The organism is Dinoroseobacter shibae DFL 12 = DSM 16493 (assembly GCF_000018145.1).
Classification (GTDB): Bacteria; Pseudomonadota; Alphaproteobacteria; order Rhodobacterales; family Rhodobacteraceae; genus Dinoroseobacter; species Dinoroseobacter shibae.
Map to the genome: position 1 here is coordinate 3,600,949 of NC_009952.1, position 14,081 is coordinate 3,615,029.

Genomic DNA, 14,081 nt, shown 5'->3' on the forward strand with positions numbered 1-14,081 from the left:
GGACGACCAAGGCTTTCACCCTGGCGCCGGTCGCCAAACTGGTCCGACATTACTCGCACCCAAACACTCTTCACTCACTCGTCACCTACGCACTGTCACGCGTCGGACCAACGTTTGGGCCGTGATGCGATCCCGCCGCTTGGGGGAGTGGCGTCCCAAGGCAATGCAGGATCGGCGCCCATGTCTTACCCGTGCACACATGCACCCGGGATCTCTGTCAGCCGCCGAAGCCGCCGAAAATTCTCTGGAACGAGGCCCTTTCAAACGCGCTATCGGCTTGAAAGGGCCATCTGTTCCTCTGGTCCACGAACATCGTGATCACTCGTTACACACACACACAAACTCGTACTCAAGACACACACACATCAAAAACACACACCAAGATCTTTCGGAGGGCGGGGCAGAAATCGCGTCGCCAGTTGGGGAAAGGGCGATTTACAGAAATCTAAACAAACGATCTGCGCCTCCGGCCCTCCGAAAGATGTCCCGTTGCAACCGGGACATTCGTAAGTCGTGCCAGCCCCATGAATGGTTCAAACATGACTCAAATTTTTTGATCTTTTTTTAGCAGGGGTCGCCGCGCATGAGACCCCAACCAAATCGGGGGTCATATCCCGAAGGCCCGAGGTCCTCGGCACTGCGCCGAAAGCTTGCACGCAACTGATCCGTAGTCAGCCGCTGCTGCGCCAGCTTCTGCGCCACAAGCCCGGTGGCGACTGCCGCGGCGTAGGACGTGCCCGAGCGATAGGACCAGCCACGCCGATCCGGCACCGCGATATCGACGCCCGGCGCCGAGAAATCCATACCCGCCCCGAAACTGGCCCGGCGGTAGATCCGTTTGTCCGCATCGATCGCCGTAATCGCAAGAACGCGCGGATCGGCGGCAGGATATCCCAGGGACGGCTCGCCCCGGTTGCCGGCGGCGGCCACCATGATCAGTCCCTGCTGATCGGCGATCTCCACCAGGGCAGCCAACGCCTCGTTCGGGGGGCCAGCAAGCGACATGTTGACCACGTCTGCACCCCGCTCGACCAGCCAATCGAGACCGAGTGCGATATTTTCGAGCCGGGCGAGGTCGCGCCCCCCCGCCCGTGCAAACGCCACCACCGAGAGTAACTCCGCCCCAGGTGCGAGACCCGCCGGACCTTGCGTGGTGGCCTGGCCCGCGATCAGGGCGGCAATCCCCGTGCCATGGGCGGTAGAACCGGGCCGCTCCCGCGGTCTGAGAACCGACAGGCTGGTCACCCGTACATTGGTCAGGGACGGCGTGCGCAGATCGAGGGGTCCGTCAATCAGACCGACCCGCACGGGGCGGGTCAGGGTACAGTTGCGCCCCGGATCGGGCCGCACCAGGGCTGTCGCGAACAGGCGTAGTCCGGCGCGCCCGCCACTGGACTGAGACAAACTGTAGACCGTATGCGTCCCGATGGCCGAACGTATGCCTTCGCGAGCAAGCAGCGCGCGAGCCTGCGCTTCGGTGAGTGCCCCGGCGAGATCCACAAAGAGAAGGCTCTGACCAAGAGAGCCCAGCCGCTGGGAGCGCAAGATCTGCGCCCGCGCCCCACGCAGCACGACACGCGCCCGGGCGATCTCCTGGTCCGTACCCGCGAGGACATATTCCGGACCCCCACTGGGAGCGGCCACCTCGTTGCCGGTGGCGGGGCGAATTGGAACATCCGGAATACGGTCCAAGGCCTCTTCCAAGAGCCTGCCCTGACAAATGCGGCCCGTGCGCAGCGTCCGTTCCACCCCCAGCAGCAGCCGAACGACCAGTTCGAACTCTCCGTTTCGGGGAGTGCGCTGCAGGCGGGGCATGCGGAAACTGAAACTGGACGCGGTCACGTTCCGGATCAGCACGCGCACCCGGAAATCGCCGAAATCGAGGAACAAGGTCGCCCGGATCGGCGGGGGGTTGCGCACCCGCGGTATCGTGATCAGGTCGCCGGGATTGACGCATTCAGGCAATGCAGGCGCAGTTTGGGCCGCCACCTGTGACGGCGACGACCATAAGAGCCCGACAAGAACCAGCGCCAGAAGCGCCTTGAATGGCTTCATTCCTCTATATCAACGCGCAGGACGCGCTCATCCTCTTCCAATTCTGCCGCCAATCCGGCGAGCGAGACATCCTCCCCCGGCAGGAGGATCATACGAAAAAGCCCCAAGGAGGACGGCCCGTCAATGATCGTCAGCCCACTGTCGCGGACAAGCGCCGAAATCTCGGCCACGGACGCCTCCGGTGAGAACGTGACAACCATGGCGGCTGGCTCGCCAGACGCCTGTTCATACAAGGGCTCGGGCCCGGAGCCGCCTTGCAGTCCCAGAACCAAGACGGTCGCGAGACTGGCGGCAAGCGCGGACCCTACCCCCCAGGCGAGCGCGCGCTGGGGCGGATTGGCTTTCTGGGGTACGGATGCATCTGCATCCAGCGACCGATGCAGTCGCGCCAGCCCGAATTCCCCTGGCCCGGTATGAGCCTCGTGGGTTTGCTTCAGGCTCGCCCTCATGGCACGCAAAAGCGCAGCCTCCTGCTGCAACGCGGGATCGCGCGCGACGGCCTCTGCCACCCGAGCGCTGTCGGCCTCATCGAGGGAGCCGTTGACCCAGAACGGGAGAAGTTCCTGTAGTTCGGTATTCGTCGCGTCCGACATCAGACGTCCCCCATCGTTACACGCCGCCCCTCGAGGCACCGCATCAAGAGCTTCTTGGCGTGGAAAATGCGGGTTTTCACCGTGCCTTCGGGAACGTCCAGGGCCGCCGCAATCTCGCGGTATCCCTGATCTTCGAAGAATGCGAGTTGGATCGCGGCGCGCTGGTCGAGCTTCAACGTTTCCATGCAAAAGAGCAGATGGGCACTGTTCTCGGCCGTGGCCAGACACTGCTCGGGGTTCGGGTCGGTATCGGCCTCCTCCTCAAAGCTGTCGGTCAAGTCGGTACGCGCTGACTTTCTGAACACATCAATCACTTTCCGGTAGGCAATCCCGAACACCCAGGATTTCACTGAACTTCGCCCCTCAAAGCGGCCTGCACTGCGCCACACTTCCAGAAAGACGTCATGGAGTATGTCGGCTGACTCGAAGGGATCGTTCAATTTTGACCGAATAAATCGGTAGACCGGAGTTTCCAGCGCGCGGTACAGCGCATCGAAAGCGGCGCGGTCCTCGTTCGCGATCCGCACAAGCAAGTCTGCGAGCCGCGTATTCTCGGCACTTTGCCCATGTGTCATCAGAACTGATCCCGGTATCTCGAGAAAAGGTCAAACTCGAGCCGAATGCCCGCCACGACTGCCCACCCATCGTTTTCCGCAAAGGGCAACACGGTCGTACCCGCGCCATACAGCATTCCGAGATAGATCTCATTCTCAGGAGCGAATTCATAGGCCACTTCCGCACGGCCGAATTGGCCATCCGCACCGATCGGCCCATCGCTCTCGGTCAGTCCGGCTTCCAGGACCACGCTCCACTGGTTCGGGACAAACTCGTAGTCCAGCGAGAGCACAAGCTCGGCGGACTCGGATATATCGCCGAAGGCGTCAATATACTGGTAGCCCGCAGCAGCAATCGCGGTGACCTCTTCACTAGGCGTATAGGCGTAGATGGCATCGATACGCTGTAATTCCTCGTCGAAATCCGTCGGCGTTTCATCGTCATAAATCTCATAGCTGTAGGCAACGCCCCAAGCGGTGCGCGCGCGCTGCTGATCAATGTTGAATTGCAGGGAGACCTGCTGGTTGTCCTGTGGGGCTGCTCCCGAGAAAGGGGAGCGTATACGCTCTTGCTGGGAATAAGCGGCCGAAAACCCGAACGTGGTGCCCAGCAGGAAGCCGCCGGTGAAGACGCCAGGATCGTAGACGGCATCGAAACTCACTGCGGTGATCTTGTCCCGCTCCCGGGTGCGCAGGCCGTCGGTGTTGGTCTTGGCCCGGCTGGCCTCCAGGGACCATTGCACAGCCGGGCCAAACCAGCTCACCGTCACGCCATTGCCCTGCAAACCGGGTATGAACTCCGGATCGAGTGCCGAAAAATAGTCCGCGCTGGTTCGAAAGTGCCGGATCGAGACCTCGAGGGCCCGGGGATCATCCACGGGCAGAAGCGTATAGCTCAGCTCGGCCTGATAAGATGTGCCGGTGATCCGGCCGAACACATCTGTCCATTCCGATGTGCGTGCCAGGATTTCGTAGGTCAACGGGCTGGGCCCGATCCCTCCACTGACCGCGACGCCAGCGGCCGATCCCTCACCGGGGAACGCCGAAGGGCCGAGCAGTGCCTTGCCCTCTTGTGCGGCCAGCGAAAGCTTGAAGATGCTGCCCGGCACCGGAAAGAACGCGGCTTCGGCGCCGAAGACCAGATCATCCGGATCCTCCAGACCACTGATGTTCTGATCATCGACAGACGAACTGGCTTGCAAGGCGAAGACCCGGGCGCGCTGGGTTTCCGTCGGATCACCGAGTGTCACCGACACACCCCGGCGCTGCGACTCGTCCATCACCAAGGTGTCATTCTCGATGAAATGTGTACCCACCTTAAGAAATAGATCCGCAAAATCGAGCTGTTGGCGGAACTGCAGGAAATAGCTGTCGACGAAAAGCTCGCTCTCATCGTCACCGAAGGCGTTCCTGTCCCAAAGAAAATTCAACTCACCGGTGAAGGCCCCAAGCCCGAGGTCGAAATCCAGGGCGCCGTTCAGAGTGGCGAACTGATCCGTCTCTCCGTCTTCGGTTCTGCGAACCCCCGCATCGAGATCTACCGTCGATCCGAAATCGACCTGGCCTTGCGCGAAGGTCTGAAAGCTCCACCGTTCGATCTCGACCTGGGTCCCCGGGACAGTGCGAAACAGTACGAGCTCATGGCGTGTCCCTCGAAGGTTCTCCGGAATCGGGACGATCAGGAACTCCCGGTCGAGCGACAGGGGTTCCAGAACCTCGTCGCCATCGATCTCCACCAGAAGGCGCGAGAGCGGGAAGACCTGATCCAATTCTAGAACCGCGAACCCGCCACGTTCCAGGGTGCCGAGCGGTGTTGCGGCCACACGCTCCTGCGCAGTCACTGGCTGAGAAAGGACCAAAGCAAGCGCTGCGACCGCAATATTCTCGCGTATGCGGGAAGAACCGCTCACCTGCACCCCTGATCACGTGTTCGGATCAGCCCCAAAGCCGACGATATCCAGATCGGGTCCAAGTTGCCGCGTTTTGGTTTTGAAACACAAGTCCGCCGTGCCCACGAGCGTCCATAATACGGAACGATCGGCACGAAGCAGCGCAAAAGATACACAACCGCATCACCTGAGGTCCGCCGGATGCGAACCCCAGTTGTCACGACGGTGCTTATCCCGTTTGGCGCGGGTAGTTTGACGGTTATCCCAACAAAAAATGGGGGGCCCCAACCCCTCAGGACCCCCCATCTTACCCACATGTGTCTCTGACGAGCGCACCACACGTGTATCTGATTTTCGGGTCCTGCCTCCTGGCGGGACTTCGTTGTGATACGCGAGGTTTCGCATTTCGCCTAATGCTTAGTAGACTGCATTTGAGCCAGCTTTGACTCAAATGCACTTGCTCAGGCGTAGAAGGATTCCTTGCCGAAGTGTTTGGTCAGCATGTAGTAGACCACCGCGCGGTGCTTGTTGCGCTCGGACTTGCCATAGGTCTCGATCACCTTTGCAATGCCTTCATCCAGTTCCGGGCCATCCGCCAGACCGAGCTTCTTGATCAGGAAGTTCTGCTTGACCGTCTCCAGCTCACCCGGCTGAGAACTTGCCACCGTGGACGCGTCTGCATCGTAGATCGACGGCCCGCAACCGATCGTAACCTTTGTCAGCAGATCCATGTCCGGCGTCATGCCACATTTGTTTTTCAAGTCGTCCGCATACTGCGCAATCAGGTCGTCTCGCTTACCCATACTCTTCTCCAAATACATCCGACGGTGCGATGCTACCGCCGTTTGAAACCCTGACTTTTGAAGACGCATAAATAAAGCCCCAAACGAAGCAGGGGCCCAAAACCGCGGGGAACCGCCGCAAGCCTGCTGGCGCTTCGGTCTGGTCGACACATCGAAGGCCGCGCAGGCACATACCCGCGCGACCTAGTCATCAGAAGCCCCGACAAGGAATGTCAGTAGCGGTAATGCTCAGGCTTGTAGGGGCCGTCCTGCGACACGCCAATATAGTCCGCTTGCTCCTTCGCAAGCTCGGTCAGCTTCGCACCGACCTTGGCCAGGTGCAGCTTGGCGACCATCTCATCTAGGTGCTTGGGCAGGACATAGACCTCGTTGCCGTATTGGTCGCCCTTGGTCCACAACTCGATCTGCGCCAGCACCTGGTTGGTGAAAGACGCTGACATCACGAAGGACGGATGCCCGGTTGCATTCCCGAGGTTCAGCAAACGGCCCTGAGACAGCAGGATCATACGGTTGCCCGAGGGCATCTCGATCATGTCCACTTGGTCCTTGATGTTGGTCCATTTGTGATTCTTGAGCGCGGCGACCTGAATCTCGTTGTCGAAGTGACCGATATTCCCGACAATCGCCATATCCTTCATCTCGCGCATATGCTCGATCCGGATCACGTCCTTGTTGCCGGTGGTGGTAATGAAGATATCCGCATCCTTCACGGTATCTTCGAGCGTAACAACCTCGAACCCATCCATTGCCGCCTGGAGCGCGCAGATCGGATCGATCTCGGTAACTTTCACCCGCGCCCCCGCCCCGCGTAGGGACGCGGCGGATCCCTTGCCCACATCGCCATAGCCACAGACGACCGCGACCTTGCCGGCCATCATCGTGTCTGTGGCACGGCGGATGCCGTCGACAAGCGATTCCTTGCAACCATACTTGTTGTCGAACTTCGACTTGGTCACGCTGTCGTTGACATTGATCGCGGGGAAAGGCAGTTGCCCGTCGCGCATGAGTTCATAAAGGCGATGCACACCGGTCGTGGTCTCTTCGGACACGCCCTTGATCTGGTCTCGGGTCTTGGTGAACCAGCCGGGGCTCGCGGACATGCGCTTGGCGATCTGCGCCTTGATCACTTCCTCCTCTTCCGAACTCGGCACGGGGATGATGTCTTCCCCGGCCTCCGCCCGTGCACCAAGCAAGACATAGAGCGTCGCATCCCCACCATCGTCGAGGATCATGTTCGGGCCATCCGGGAACATGAAGGACTTGTCGAGGTAATCCCAATGCTCTTCGAGGGTCTGTCCCTTGATCGCGAAGACCGGTGTGCCGCCCGCGGCGATCGCGGCTGCGGCGTGATCTTGCGTAGAATAGATGTTGCAAGATGCCCAGCGCACATCCGCGCCCAGCGCCGTAAGAGTCTCGATCAGAACCGCAGTCTGGATTGTCATATGCAGCGAGCCGACGATCCGGGCCCCGGACAGTGGCTTGCTTTCGCCATACTGCTCGCGCAGCGCCATGAGGCCTGGCATCTCAGTTTCCGCGATATCCAGTTCCTTGCGCCCATAATCCGCGAGCGCGATGTCCTTGACGATATAGTCTTTTGCCATCGGTAATCGTTCCTTTCACATGTTGGACGAGCGCGTAGCAGGTCCGCAGACCTCAAACAACGGGCAAGCACGCCGCAGATAGCGCAGATTGACTACGACCGAGTGATATTGCAGGTGCTTTGGGTGACAGGCTATGGGGCTGAGAGGTCATTGGCAAAACCGTTACGAGGCATGAACGCGATACCCGGCCCGCGAGTAACCGCATCAAGCCAATGCGCCCGGCATGAACATGCTGTCTGCTTTTGCAGCGATGAAGGCTATCTGCCTTTCGCGCTCTTCGCTGCGCTCCAGATTCACCGGCTGCATCCAGACCGATGCTTCGATCTGGTGATTGCACACACAGGTCCCTTGTCCGTGCCACACGGCTTTCCAGGGATCGGAATTCGGTATGTTGAGATCGACACGGGGGGATGCTTCGAGAGATTGGCGCTCGACGCGCGCCGAACCGGCAGCACATATCTTCGGCTGGCCCTGTCCGGGGCTTTGGGCCACGATTACCAGCGCATTCTCTACATGGACTCAGATGTATTTGCCTTGCGCGATGGCCTGCATGTCCTTCTCTTTACGGATATGCGGGGCAAGCCCCTTGCTGCAGTGCGTGACAACTCTCAATGGCGCACATCTGGACGCAAGCCCGACGATCTCGTCACCCTGAATTTACCTGCGAGGCCGTATTTTAATGCCGGTGTTCTGCTGATGGATACTGCCCGCTTGAACGAACAGGACATACTTGCGAAGGCGCTGGATCTGGGCACTAGCCAAGCGGGGCGGCTGGCACGCCATGACCAAACCCTTCTGAACGCGGTGACGAGCGGCAATTGGGCCGAAATGTCCCCGCGCTGGAACTGGCAATTCACTTGGGCTTCATGGATTTTCGCACTGTCCGAAGACGCGCGCATCCTGCACTTCATTGGTCCGAACAAGCCTTGGGCAGACACTTCCGGACGGTTTCCGAAGTCCATCACCCGGGCCTACGGGGATTTTCTCGCAGAACAGTTTCCGGAAAGGACCGTTGAACGAGCTGCAAACTCGCCCATCAATGATCCGCGCAGGCTTATCAAATCGCTGATCAAGCATGGCTTGTCCCGCAAGAAGATGAGCGCATATCTCGCACGCTTCGCAGATGACTTTACCCTGATCGACCCAAGCTGATCCCGGCACCGCTCAACGCAGATCGAGCGCGAGCGCCTCGGGCGCTGCGCCCAGATCGCGCGACGACGTCCCATGCGCTGCAACGCAAGCGAGATTGTTGTCGAGGTATTTCACGAGCGTCCAGGTCTCGCTGACGAAATTGCGCCAGAGAACCCAAGTCCCATCCCCGGACTCCGAGACGGCTCGTTCGCCATACCAGTCGATCAGGCTGGCATCGAGTTCCTCGGCAAACATGCAGGACGGCGGTGTTTGAGCAGCCGCCGACACCGAAAGAAAAAGGAACAAGATACAAGATCGAACCATCACACCCTCCGGGCCGATAACGCATGCGCCCAAACACCGGTTCCAGATTGCAGGGAGTGCGCAAGGGATGCACAGATCATTGAAATTTATATCAAAAACTCATTAATTTCCCTGTATTGATAGGAACAATGCAGAACTTTGAGATGTGATTGTATCCACAAGGATGACCCTCTTTGCCCGAACCCACGATTGAGCTTGTCCGATTTGCACCGTAGGACGGGCGCGAAACGGCCACTGGAATGGCGATCAAAATGGCAAAACCTCCACGCGCTTGGCAGCGGATGCTTTCGGGACGCAGGCTCGACCTGCTCGACCCCACACCGATGGATATCGAGATCGACGATATCGCCCATGGGCTTGCCTTCGTAGCCCGCTGGAACGGGCAGACCTGGGGCGAGTACCCCTATTCGGTAGCGGAGCATTCGCTTCTGGTAGAAACGCTCTACGGGCGACTGGTGCCTGATGCGCCGGCAAAGTGGCGCTTGGCTGCGCTGCTGCACGACGCACCGGAATACGTCATTGGTGACATGATCTCACCGGTGAAGGCGGCTGTCGGCCCGGGCTACGGCGCGCTGGACGAGCGTTTGACCGCAGCGATCCATCTGCGCTTCGGCCTGCCCGCGCTCTTGCCGAAAACGGTGAAGGCCGCGATCAAGCGGGCGGATCGAGTCAGCGCCTGGCTGGAAGCGGTCAAGATCGCGGGGTTTTCGGAGAGTGAAGCCACGAAGTTCTTCGGCAAACCGAAAGAAGGTGTGCTGGACGGCCTCGCCTTGCATCTCCGGCCACCAGTTGAAGTACGGCGTGCGTATACGCAGCGTCATGAGACGCTTCTCGCGCAGACCGGATAACCCGCGCCTGAATATGCCTTCCTCTTGTCATGAGATCAGCGGACCAAGACACATGACGGCACCAAGAACGAAAAAGGCCCGCTGCAGCGGGCCCTGTCCGTCTTAACAAGAAAATTTCAGCGCGGGGATCGCTTTGCCAGGATACGTTGCAGTGTCCGGCGATGCATGTTGAGCCGACGCGCCGTTTCGGAAACGTTTCGGTCGCACAATTCATAGACCCGCTGAATATGCTCCCACCGCACCCGGTCGGCACTCATGGGGTTCTCCGGCGGCGGCGGCAACTCGTCGGGACGGGCGAGCAAGGCCGCCGTGATGTCATTGGCGTCGGCGGGCTTGGACAGGTAGTCCGTCGCTCCGATCTTCACGGCCGCCACTGCAGTCGCAATCGCCCCATAACCGGTCAGAACAACAATTCGCGCATCGGGGCGCCTTTCGCGAAGTACCTCGACCACATCGAGACCATTTCCATCATCCAATCGCAGGTCAACCACGGCGTAGGCGGGCGGGCGGGCGGTTGCGATGGCCTTCCCAGCCGCCACGGATCCCGCCATTTCCGGCTCGAAGCCGCGCTTTTCCATGGCGCGCGCAAGGCGGCGCAGAAACGGTTCATCGTCATCCACAAGGAGCAGTGATGCATCCGGGCCGATATCGCGTGCGGGTTGCTCAGTCATCTGTCCCCCTGACCGTCAAACGTACCAATCGCGTCAATTAATATTTCTGTAGTGGCATTTTGTCCCGTGGTCAAATGTCGACCTCAGGTTGAGTGCTCCAGAAAGCAGGCGACCCGTTCTGCCATCTGCATGGGGGAGTCTTCGCGCCTGAAAAAATCGGCAAATCCACTGCCCGGAAGCATCAGATACGTGAAAGTAGAGTGGTCGACGAGATAGTACTCTTCGTCGCCTTCCTGCTTGCGGTAATAGGTCTTGTAGGCGCGTGACGCTGCCGCCACCTGCTCCAGAGATCCGGTCAGCCCCAGCATATCGGGATGCATGGCGTCGGTGAACCACTCCACAACCTCCGGTGTATCCCGGTCCGGGTCGACTGAGATGAAGACCGGTTGCACGTCATAGCCCCGCTCCTGCAACAAATCGACGGCTTCGGCGTTGCGCGCCACGTCCATCGGGCACACATCTGGACAAAAGGTGTAGCCGAAATAGACCAGGGATGGGCGCGTCAGAACCTCGGCTTCGGTAACGGTCTCGCCGGTTTCAGAGACCAGCTCGAACGGCCCCCCAATAGACGCGCTGCCCGTCGCGACAACACCGCCGCGGCATTGCGCCAACGGGTCATCAGGCGAGTTGAAAAACGCCATGTAAACGGTCCCGCCGATCATGGCCGTGACCAGCGCAATCGCCGTGGCACCGTACAGCTTCATGGCTCTTCTCCCTGTATGCCATCCAATCGACTCTGGTTGTATTTGTAGGTGGGGACACACTATGGTCGAAGTCCAGATGCCTGTGACATTTCGACCGAGAGCATGACAGACAGCGCTGCGCCGCCCGTAGTTCCGAAGGACCGCAGCACATGGGTGCGCTTGCGGACGCTGATCCTGTTGCGTTGGTTGGCCATTACCGGGCAGATCGTGACGATCGCCGTGGCCTCCCAAATTCTGAATCTCACACTGAACTACGGCCTTCTTTATCTGGCGATCGGTGCGTCGTTCATCGCCAACACGATCGCCATGTTCGTGTATCCGGAGAACAAGCGGCTATCCGAAAACGAGGCGATGCTCACCCTGCTCTTCGATGTCTCGCAGCTGGCATTCCTGCTTTACCTCACTGGGGGGCTGAACAACCCCTTCGCCCTTCTGATCCTCGCCCCGGTCACCATTTCGGCGGCTACCCTTCGCCTGCGTTCTACCATGTTGCTGGGCGCAGTCGCGATCGTCCTGATCACGCTGGTCGCCTTCCTCCATGTGCCCCTGCGCACCGAGCAGGGCTTCATCTTGCGGATGCCCGATGTGCTCGTCTTCGGGTTCTGGTGCGCCATCGTGATCGGTGTGATGTTTCTCGGCGCTTATGCCTACCGCGTCACCGGCGAGACGAACTCCATGTCGGAAGCGCTGCTCGCTACCCAGATGGCACTGGCGCGGGAACAGAAGCTGACCGATCTCGGCGGTGTGGTGGCCGCCGCCGCCCATGAGCTCGGAACCCCACTGGCCACGATCAAACTCGTCAGCCAGGAGCTTGCCGAAGAACTCGAAGACCCGATCCTGCGCGAAGACGCGGAGCTGATCCGCGATCAGGCAGATCGATGCCGTGACATCCTGCGGTCCATGGGACGGGCGGGAAAGGATGACCTGCATCTTAAAACCGCACCGCTGGCCGCCGTCGTACGGGAGGCCGCCGACCCCCACGCCCAACGCGGCAAGACCCTGCATTTCGACATCTCCCCTGCCCCCGGCGGCAGCAACCAGCAACCCATCATCCAGCGCCAGCCTGAGATCATCCACGGTATCCGCAACCTCGTTCAGAACGCCGTGGATTTCGCCGAGGCCAATGTCTGGATCGATCTTCACTGGACCGACGACGTGATCCTTGTACGGATTATCGACGATGGCGAAGGCTATCCCACCCATTTGCTGGGTCGAATAGGTGACCCGTTCGTGCGCAAGCGCAAAACCCAAACCGACAGCCGACGTCCGGGATACGAGGGCATGGGCCTGGGCCTGTTCATCGCCAAGACGCTGCTGGAACGCACCGGGGCCGAGCTCAGCTTCGCCAATGGCTCCGACCCGTTCCTGCCCCGCGAAGAACGTCCGGTCCGCGGGGGCGCGATTGTCGAGGCCATCTGGCCACGGGAGCAGATCGCCCTGCCCGATCTCGAAGAAAGCCAGCCACTCGGATTGAACCAACCCATCCAGGTTTAAGCGGGTATTAACCTTTCCCGGCCAATTTGAGAAAAAACATAAGCAGATTGTGCAATGGCTGGCATGGACTTCACGCTCTTGGCGACGCTTCTCGCGGTTGCGTTTCTGACCGCGGCACTGGCGCTGTATGCGCTCAACACACTTTCAAACCGGGACTTTGCCCAAGGGCCCGGTCCTACACTGCCCGTCCGGACCGATCTCGACGGGCCAAGCGCAGACCAGATCACAGCCCAGCGCCGAGAACTCGCGCAGCTGCGCGCCACGGTCGAACACATTCCCCTGATCCTTTGGCGGCAGGACAACGATGGCGCCCTGACCTGGGCCAACAAACCCTATATCGACCTGACCGAGAAGCTCCATCCGGACCGCGCGGGGCGCTGGCCCATGCCCCACCTGTTCAAACAGAAATCCCTCGCCCATCCGGACACCCCTGGACACCGCCGAATCTCCATCGACATGGAGGATGGCGAGAAGCGCTGGTTCGAGGTGCAGGGCTTCCGCGTTCAGGACGAAATTCTCTATTCTGCCACGCCGATCGACATGACCGTGAAGGCCGAGGTTTCACTCCGCAACTTCGTCCAGACCCTGACCAGCACCTTTGCCCATCTGCAGGTGGGGCTCGCAATCTTCGACAAACGGCGCCAGCTGGTGCTGTTCAACCCGGCACTTACCGACCTGACCACCCTTGAGCCCGAATGGCTCAGCGCGCGGCCGGGACTGTCCGAAGTGCTCGACCGGCTGCGCGACAAGAACATGCTGCCCGAACCGAAGGACTACAAGGAATGGCGCAACCGGCTTACCGGGCTGGAAAAGGCCGCCTCTTCCGGCACGTTCGAGGAAACCTGGGCGTTGCCCACGGGTCAGAACTACCGCATTCTCGGCCGCCCCCATCACGACGGCGGAATCGCCCTGACCTTCGAGGATATTTCCTCGGAAGTCTCCCTCACACGGCGATTCCGTTCCGAGATCGAGCTGGGGCAGACCGCGCTCGACACGCTGGAAGAGGCAATCGCGGTGTTCTCGGAAAACGGCACGCTTGTGCTGTCAAACAAGGCCTATTCCGAGCTTTGGGATGTCTCCGAGAATGACGGACTGATGCCGGTAAGTATCGTGGATGCCACGCGCCATTGGCAGCAATCGTGCCAACCCAACCCGATCTGGGGTGACATTCGCGACTTCGCCACCACAAGCCAGGGCCGCGCCGATTGGGAAGATTACGCCCGTCTTCAAGATGGCGGCACGATCCTGCGCTGCCGGGTGGCGCCGCTCGCCCAGGGCATGACCCTGGTAGGGTTCAAGACCCTCGAAGCCGTGCCGGAGTTCCAGCCCGCCAAGACCGAGATCGCCCAAACCGCGTGACCCCCGGGCCCTGCGGCGCAAAGGCTTGCGAGCCTTGCATCATCCGGTACAACGG

At 60.3% G+C, this 14,081-nt stretch carries 13 protein-coding genes; 4 read left to right on the forward strand and 9 right to left on the reverse strand.

Features of this window, described 5'->3' with window-relative positions; genetic code table 11:
- Positions 1-564 precede the first annotated feature (564 nt).
- From DSHI_RS21510 to ahcY, 6 genes are all read right to left on the reverse strand, one after another.
- Positions 565-2,055, reverse strand: a complete 1,491-nt coding sequence (locus tag DSHI_RS21510; RefSeq protein WP_012180078.1) for a S8 family serine peptidase — start codon at positions 2,053-2,055, stop codon at positions 565-567.
- On the reverse strand, positions 2,052-2,648 hold the full coding sequence (locus DSHI_RS17330; protein WP_012180079.1) for a hypothetical protein: 597 nt from the start codon (positions 2,646-2,648) through the stop codon (positions 2,052-2,054). The genes DSHI_RS21510 and DSHI_RS17330 overlap by 4 nt, the downstream gene beginning before the upstream one ends.
- Positions 2,648-3,223, reverse strand: coding sequence for an RNA polymerase sigma factor (locus tag DSHI_RS17335; RefSeq protein ID WP_012180080.1), 576 nt, complete (start codon positions 3,221-3,223; stop codon positions 2,648-2,650). Before DSHI_RS17335 ends, DSHI_RS17330 begins: the two co-directional genes overlap by 1 nt.
- Positions 3,223-5,112, reverse strand: a complete 1,890-nt coding sequence (locus DSHI_RS17340; protein WP_157865356.1) for a hypothetical protein — start codon at positions 5,110-5,112, stop codon at positions 3,223-3,225. The genes DSHI_RS17335 and DSHI_RS17340 overlap by 1 nt, the downstream gene beginning before the upstream one ends.
- 440 nt (positions 5,113-5,552) lie before the next feature.
- On the reverse strand, positions 5,553-5,894 hold the full coding sequence (locus DSHI_RS17345) for a DUF2853 family protein (protein WP_012180082.1): 342 nt from the start codon (positions 5,892-5,894) through the stop codon (positions 5,553-5,555).
- 212 nt (positions 5,895-6,106) lie between these two features.
- Positions 6,107-7,495, reverse strand: coding sequence for an adenosylhomocysteinase (ahcY, locus tag DSHI_RS17350; RefSeq protein WP_012180083.1), 1,389 nt, complete (start codon positions 7,493-7,495; stop codon positions 6,107-6,109).
- Positions 7,496-7,666: 171 nt separating this feature from the next.
- Here ahcY and DSHI_RS21870 point away from each other — a divergent pair, with 171 nt between their 5' ends.
- Positions 7,667-8,647 (forward strand): glycosyltransferase family 8 protein, encoded by a 981-nt coding sequence (locus DSHI_RS21870; RefSeq protein WP_044028122.1) that lies wholly within the window; start codon positions 7,667-7,669, stop codon positions 8,645-8,647.
- Between the two features lie 12 nt (positions 8,648-8,659).
- Here the strand turns inward: DSHI_RS21870 and DSHI_RS17360 are convergent, their stop codons facing one another.
- On the reverse strand, positions 8,660-8,932 hold the full coding sequence (locus DSHI_RS17360) for a hypothetical protein (protein WP_245533026.1): 273 nt from the start codon (positions 8,930-8,932) through the stop codon (positions 8,660-8,662).
- A gap of 257 nt (positions 8,933-9,189) precedes the next feature.
- Here DSHI_RS17360 and DSHI_RS17365 point away from each other — a divergent pair, with 257 nt between their 5' ends.
- On the forward strand, positions 9,190-9,798 hold the full coding sequence (locus tag DSHI_RS17365) for an HD domain-containing protein (protein WP_012180086.1): 609 nt from the start codon (positions 9,190-9,192) through the stop codon (positions 9,796-9,798).
- A 116-nt stretch (positions 9,799-9,914) separates the two neighbouring features.
- On the opposite strand, the gene DSHI_RS17370 is transcribed toward DSHI_RS17365, so the two are convergent.
- Entirely contained in the window at positions 9,915-10,469 is a 555-nt protein-coding gene (locus DSHI_RS17370; protein WP_012180087.1) for an ActR/PrrA/RegA family redox response regulator transcription factor, read from the reverse strand.
- Positions 10,470-10,552: 83 nt separating this feature from the next.
- On the reverse strand, positions 10,553-11,173 hold the full coding sequence (locus DSHI_RS17375) for an SCO family protein (protein ID WP_012180088.1): 621 nt from the start codon (positions 11,171-11,173) through the stop codon (positions 10,553-10,555).
- 102 nt (positions 11,174-11,275) lie between these two features.
- On the opposite strand from DSHI_RS17375, the gene regB reads away from it, so the two are divergent.
- Both regB and DSHI_RS17385 read left to right on the forward strand, forming a co-directional pair.
- On the forward strand, positions 11,276-12,667 hold the full coding sequence (regB, locus tag DSHI_RS17380; RefSeq protein WP_012180089.1) for a sensor histidine kinase RegB: 1,392 nt from the start codon (positions 11,276-11,278) through the stop codon (positions 12,665-12,667).
- 54 nt (positions 12,668-12,721) lie between these two features.
- On the forward strand, positions 12,722-14,026 hold the full coding sequence (locus tag DSHI_RS17385; RefSeq protein WP_012180090.1) for a PAS-domain containing protein: 1,305 nt from the start codon (positions 12,722-12,724) through the stop codon (positions 14,024-14,026).
- The last annotated feature ends 55 nt before the right edge of the window (positions 14,027-14,081 follow it).

Coding starts and splice junctions, on each gene's coding strand:
- DSHI_RS17385 (WP_012180090.1), top strand. CDS start 12,722: ATGGCTGGCATGGACTTCACGCTCTTGGCGACGCTTCTCGCGGTTGCG.
- DSHI_RS17345 (WP_012180082.1), bottom strand. CDS start 5,894: ATGGGTAAGCGAGACGACCTGATTGCGCAGTATGCGGACGACTTGAAA.
- DSHI_RS21870 (WP_044028122.1), top strand. CDS start 7,667: ATGAACGCGATACCCGGCCCGCGAGTAACCGCATCAAGCCAATGCGCC.
- DSHI_RS17370 (WP_012180087.1), bottom strand. CDS start 10,469: ATGACTGAGCAACCCGCACGCGATATCGGCCCGGATGCATCACTGCTC.
- DSHI_RS17335 (WP_012180080.1), bottom strand. CDS start 3,223: ATGACACATGGGCAAAGTGCCGAGAATACGCGGCTCGCAGACTTGCTT.
- DSHI_RS17330 (WP_012180079.1), bottom strand. CDS start 2,648: ATGTCGGACGCGACGAATACCGAACTACAGGAACTTCTCCCGTTCTGG.
- DSHI_RS17365 (WP_012180086.1), top strand. CDS start 9,190: ATGGCGATCAAAATGGCAAAACCTCCACGCGCTTGGCAGCGGATGCTT.
- regB (WP_012180089.1), top strand. CDS start 11,276: ATGACAGACAGCGCTGCGCCGCCCGTAGTTCCGAAGGACCGCAGCACA.
- ahcY (WP_012180083.1), bottom strand. CDS start 7,495: ATGGCAAAAGACTATATCGTCAAGGACATCGCGCTCGCGGATTATGGG.
- DSHI_RS21510 (WP_012180078.1), bottom strand. CDS start 2,055: ATGAAGCCATTCAAGGCGCTTCTGGCGCTGGTTCTTGTCGGGCTCTTA.
- DSHI_RS17375 (WP_012180088.1), bottom strand. CDS start 11,173: ATGAAGCTGTACGGTGCCACGGCGATTGCGCTGGTCACGGCCATGATC.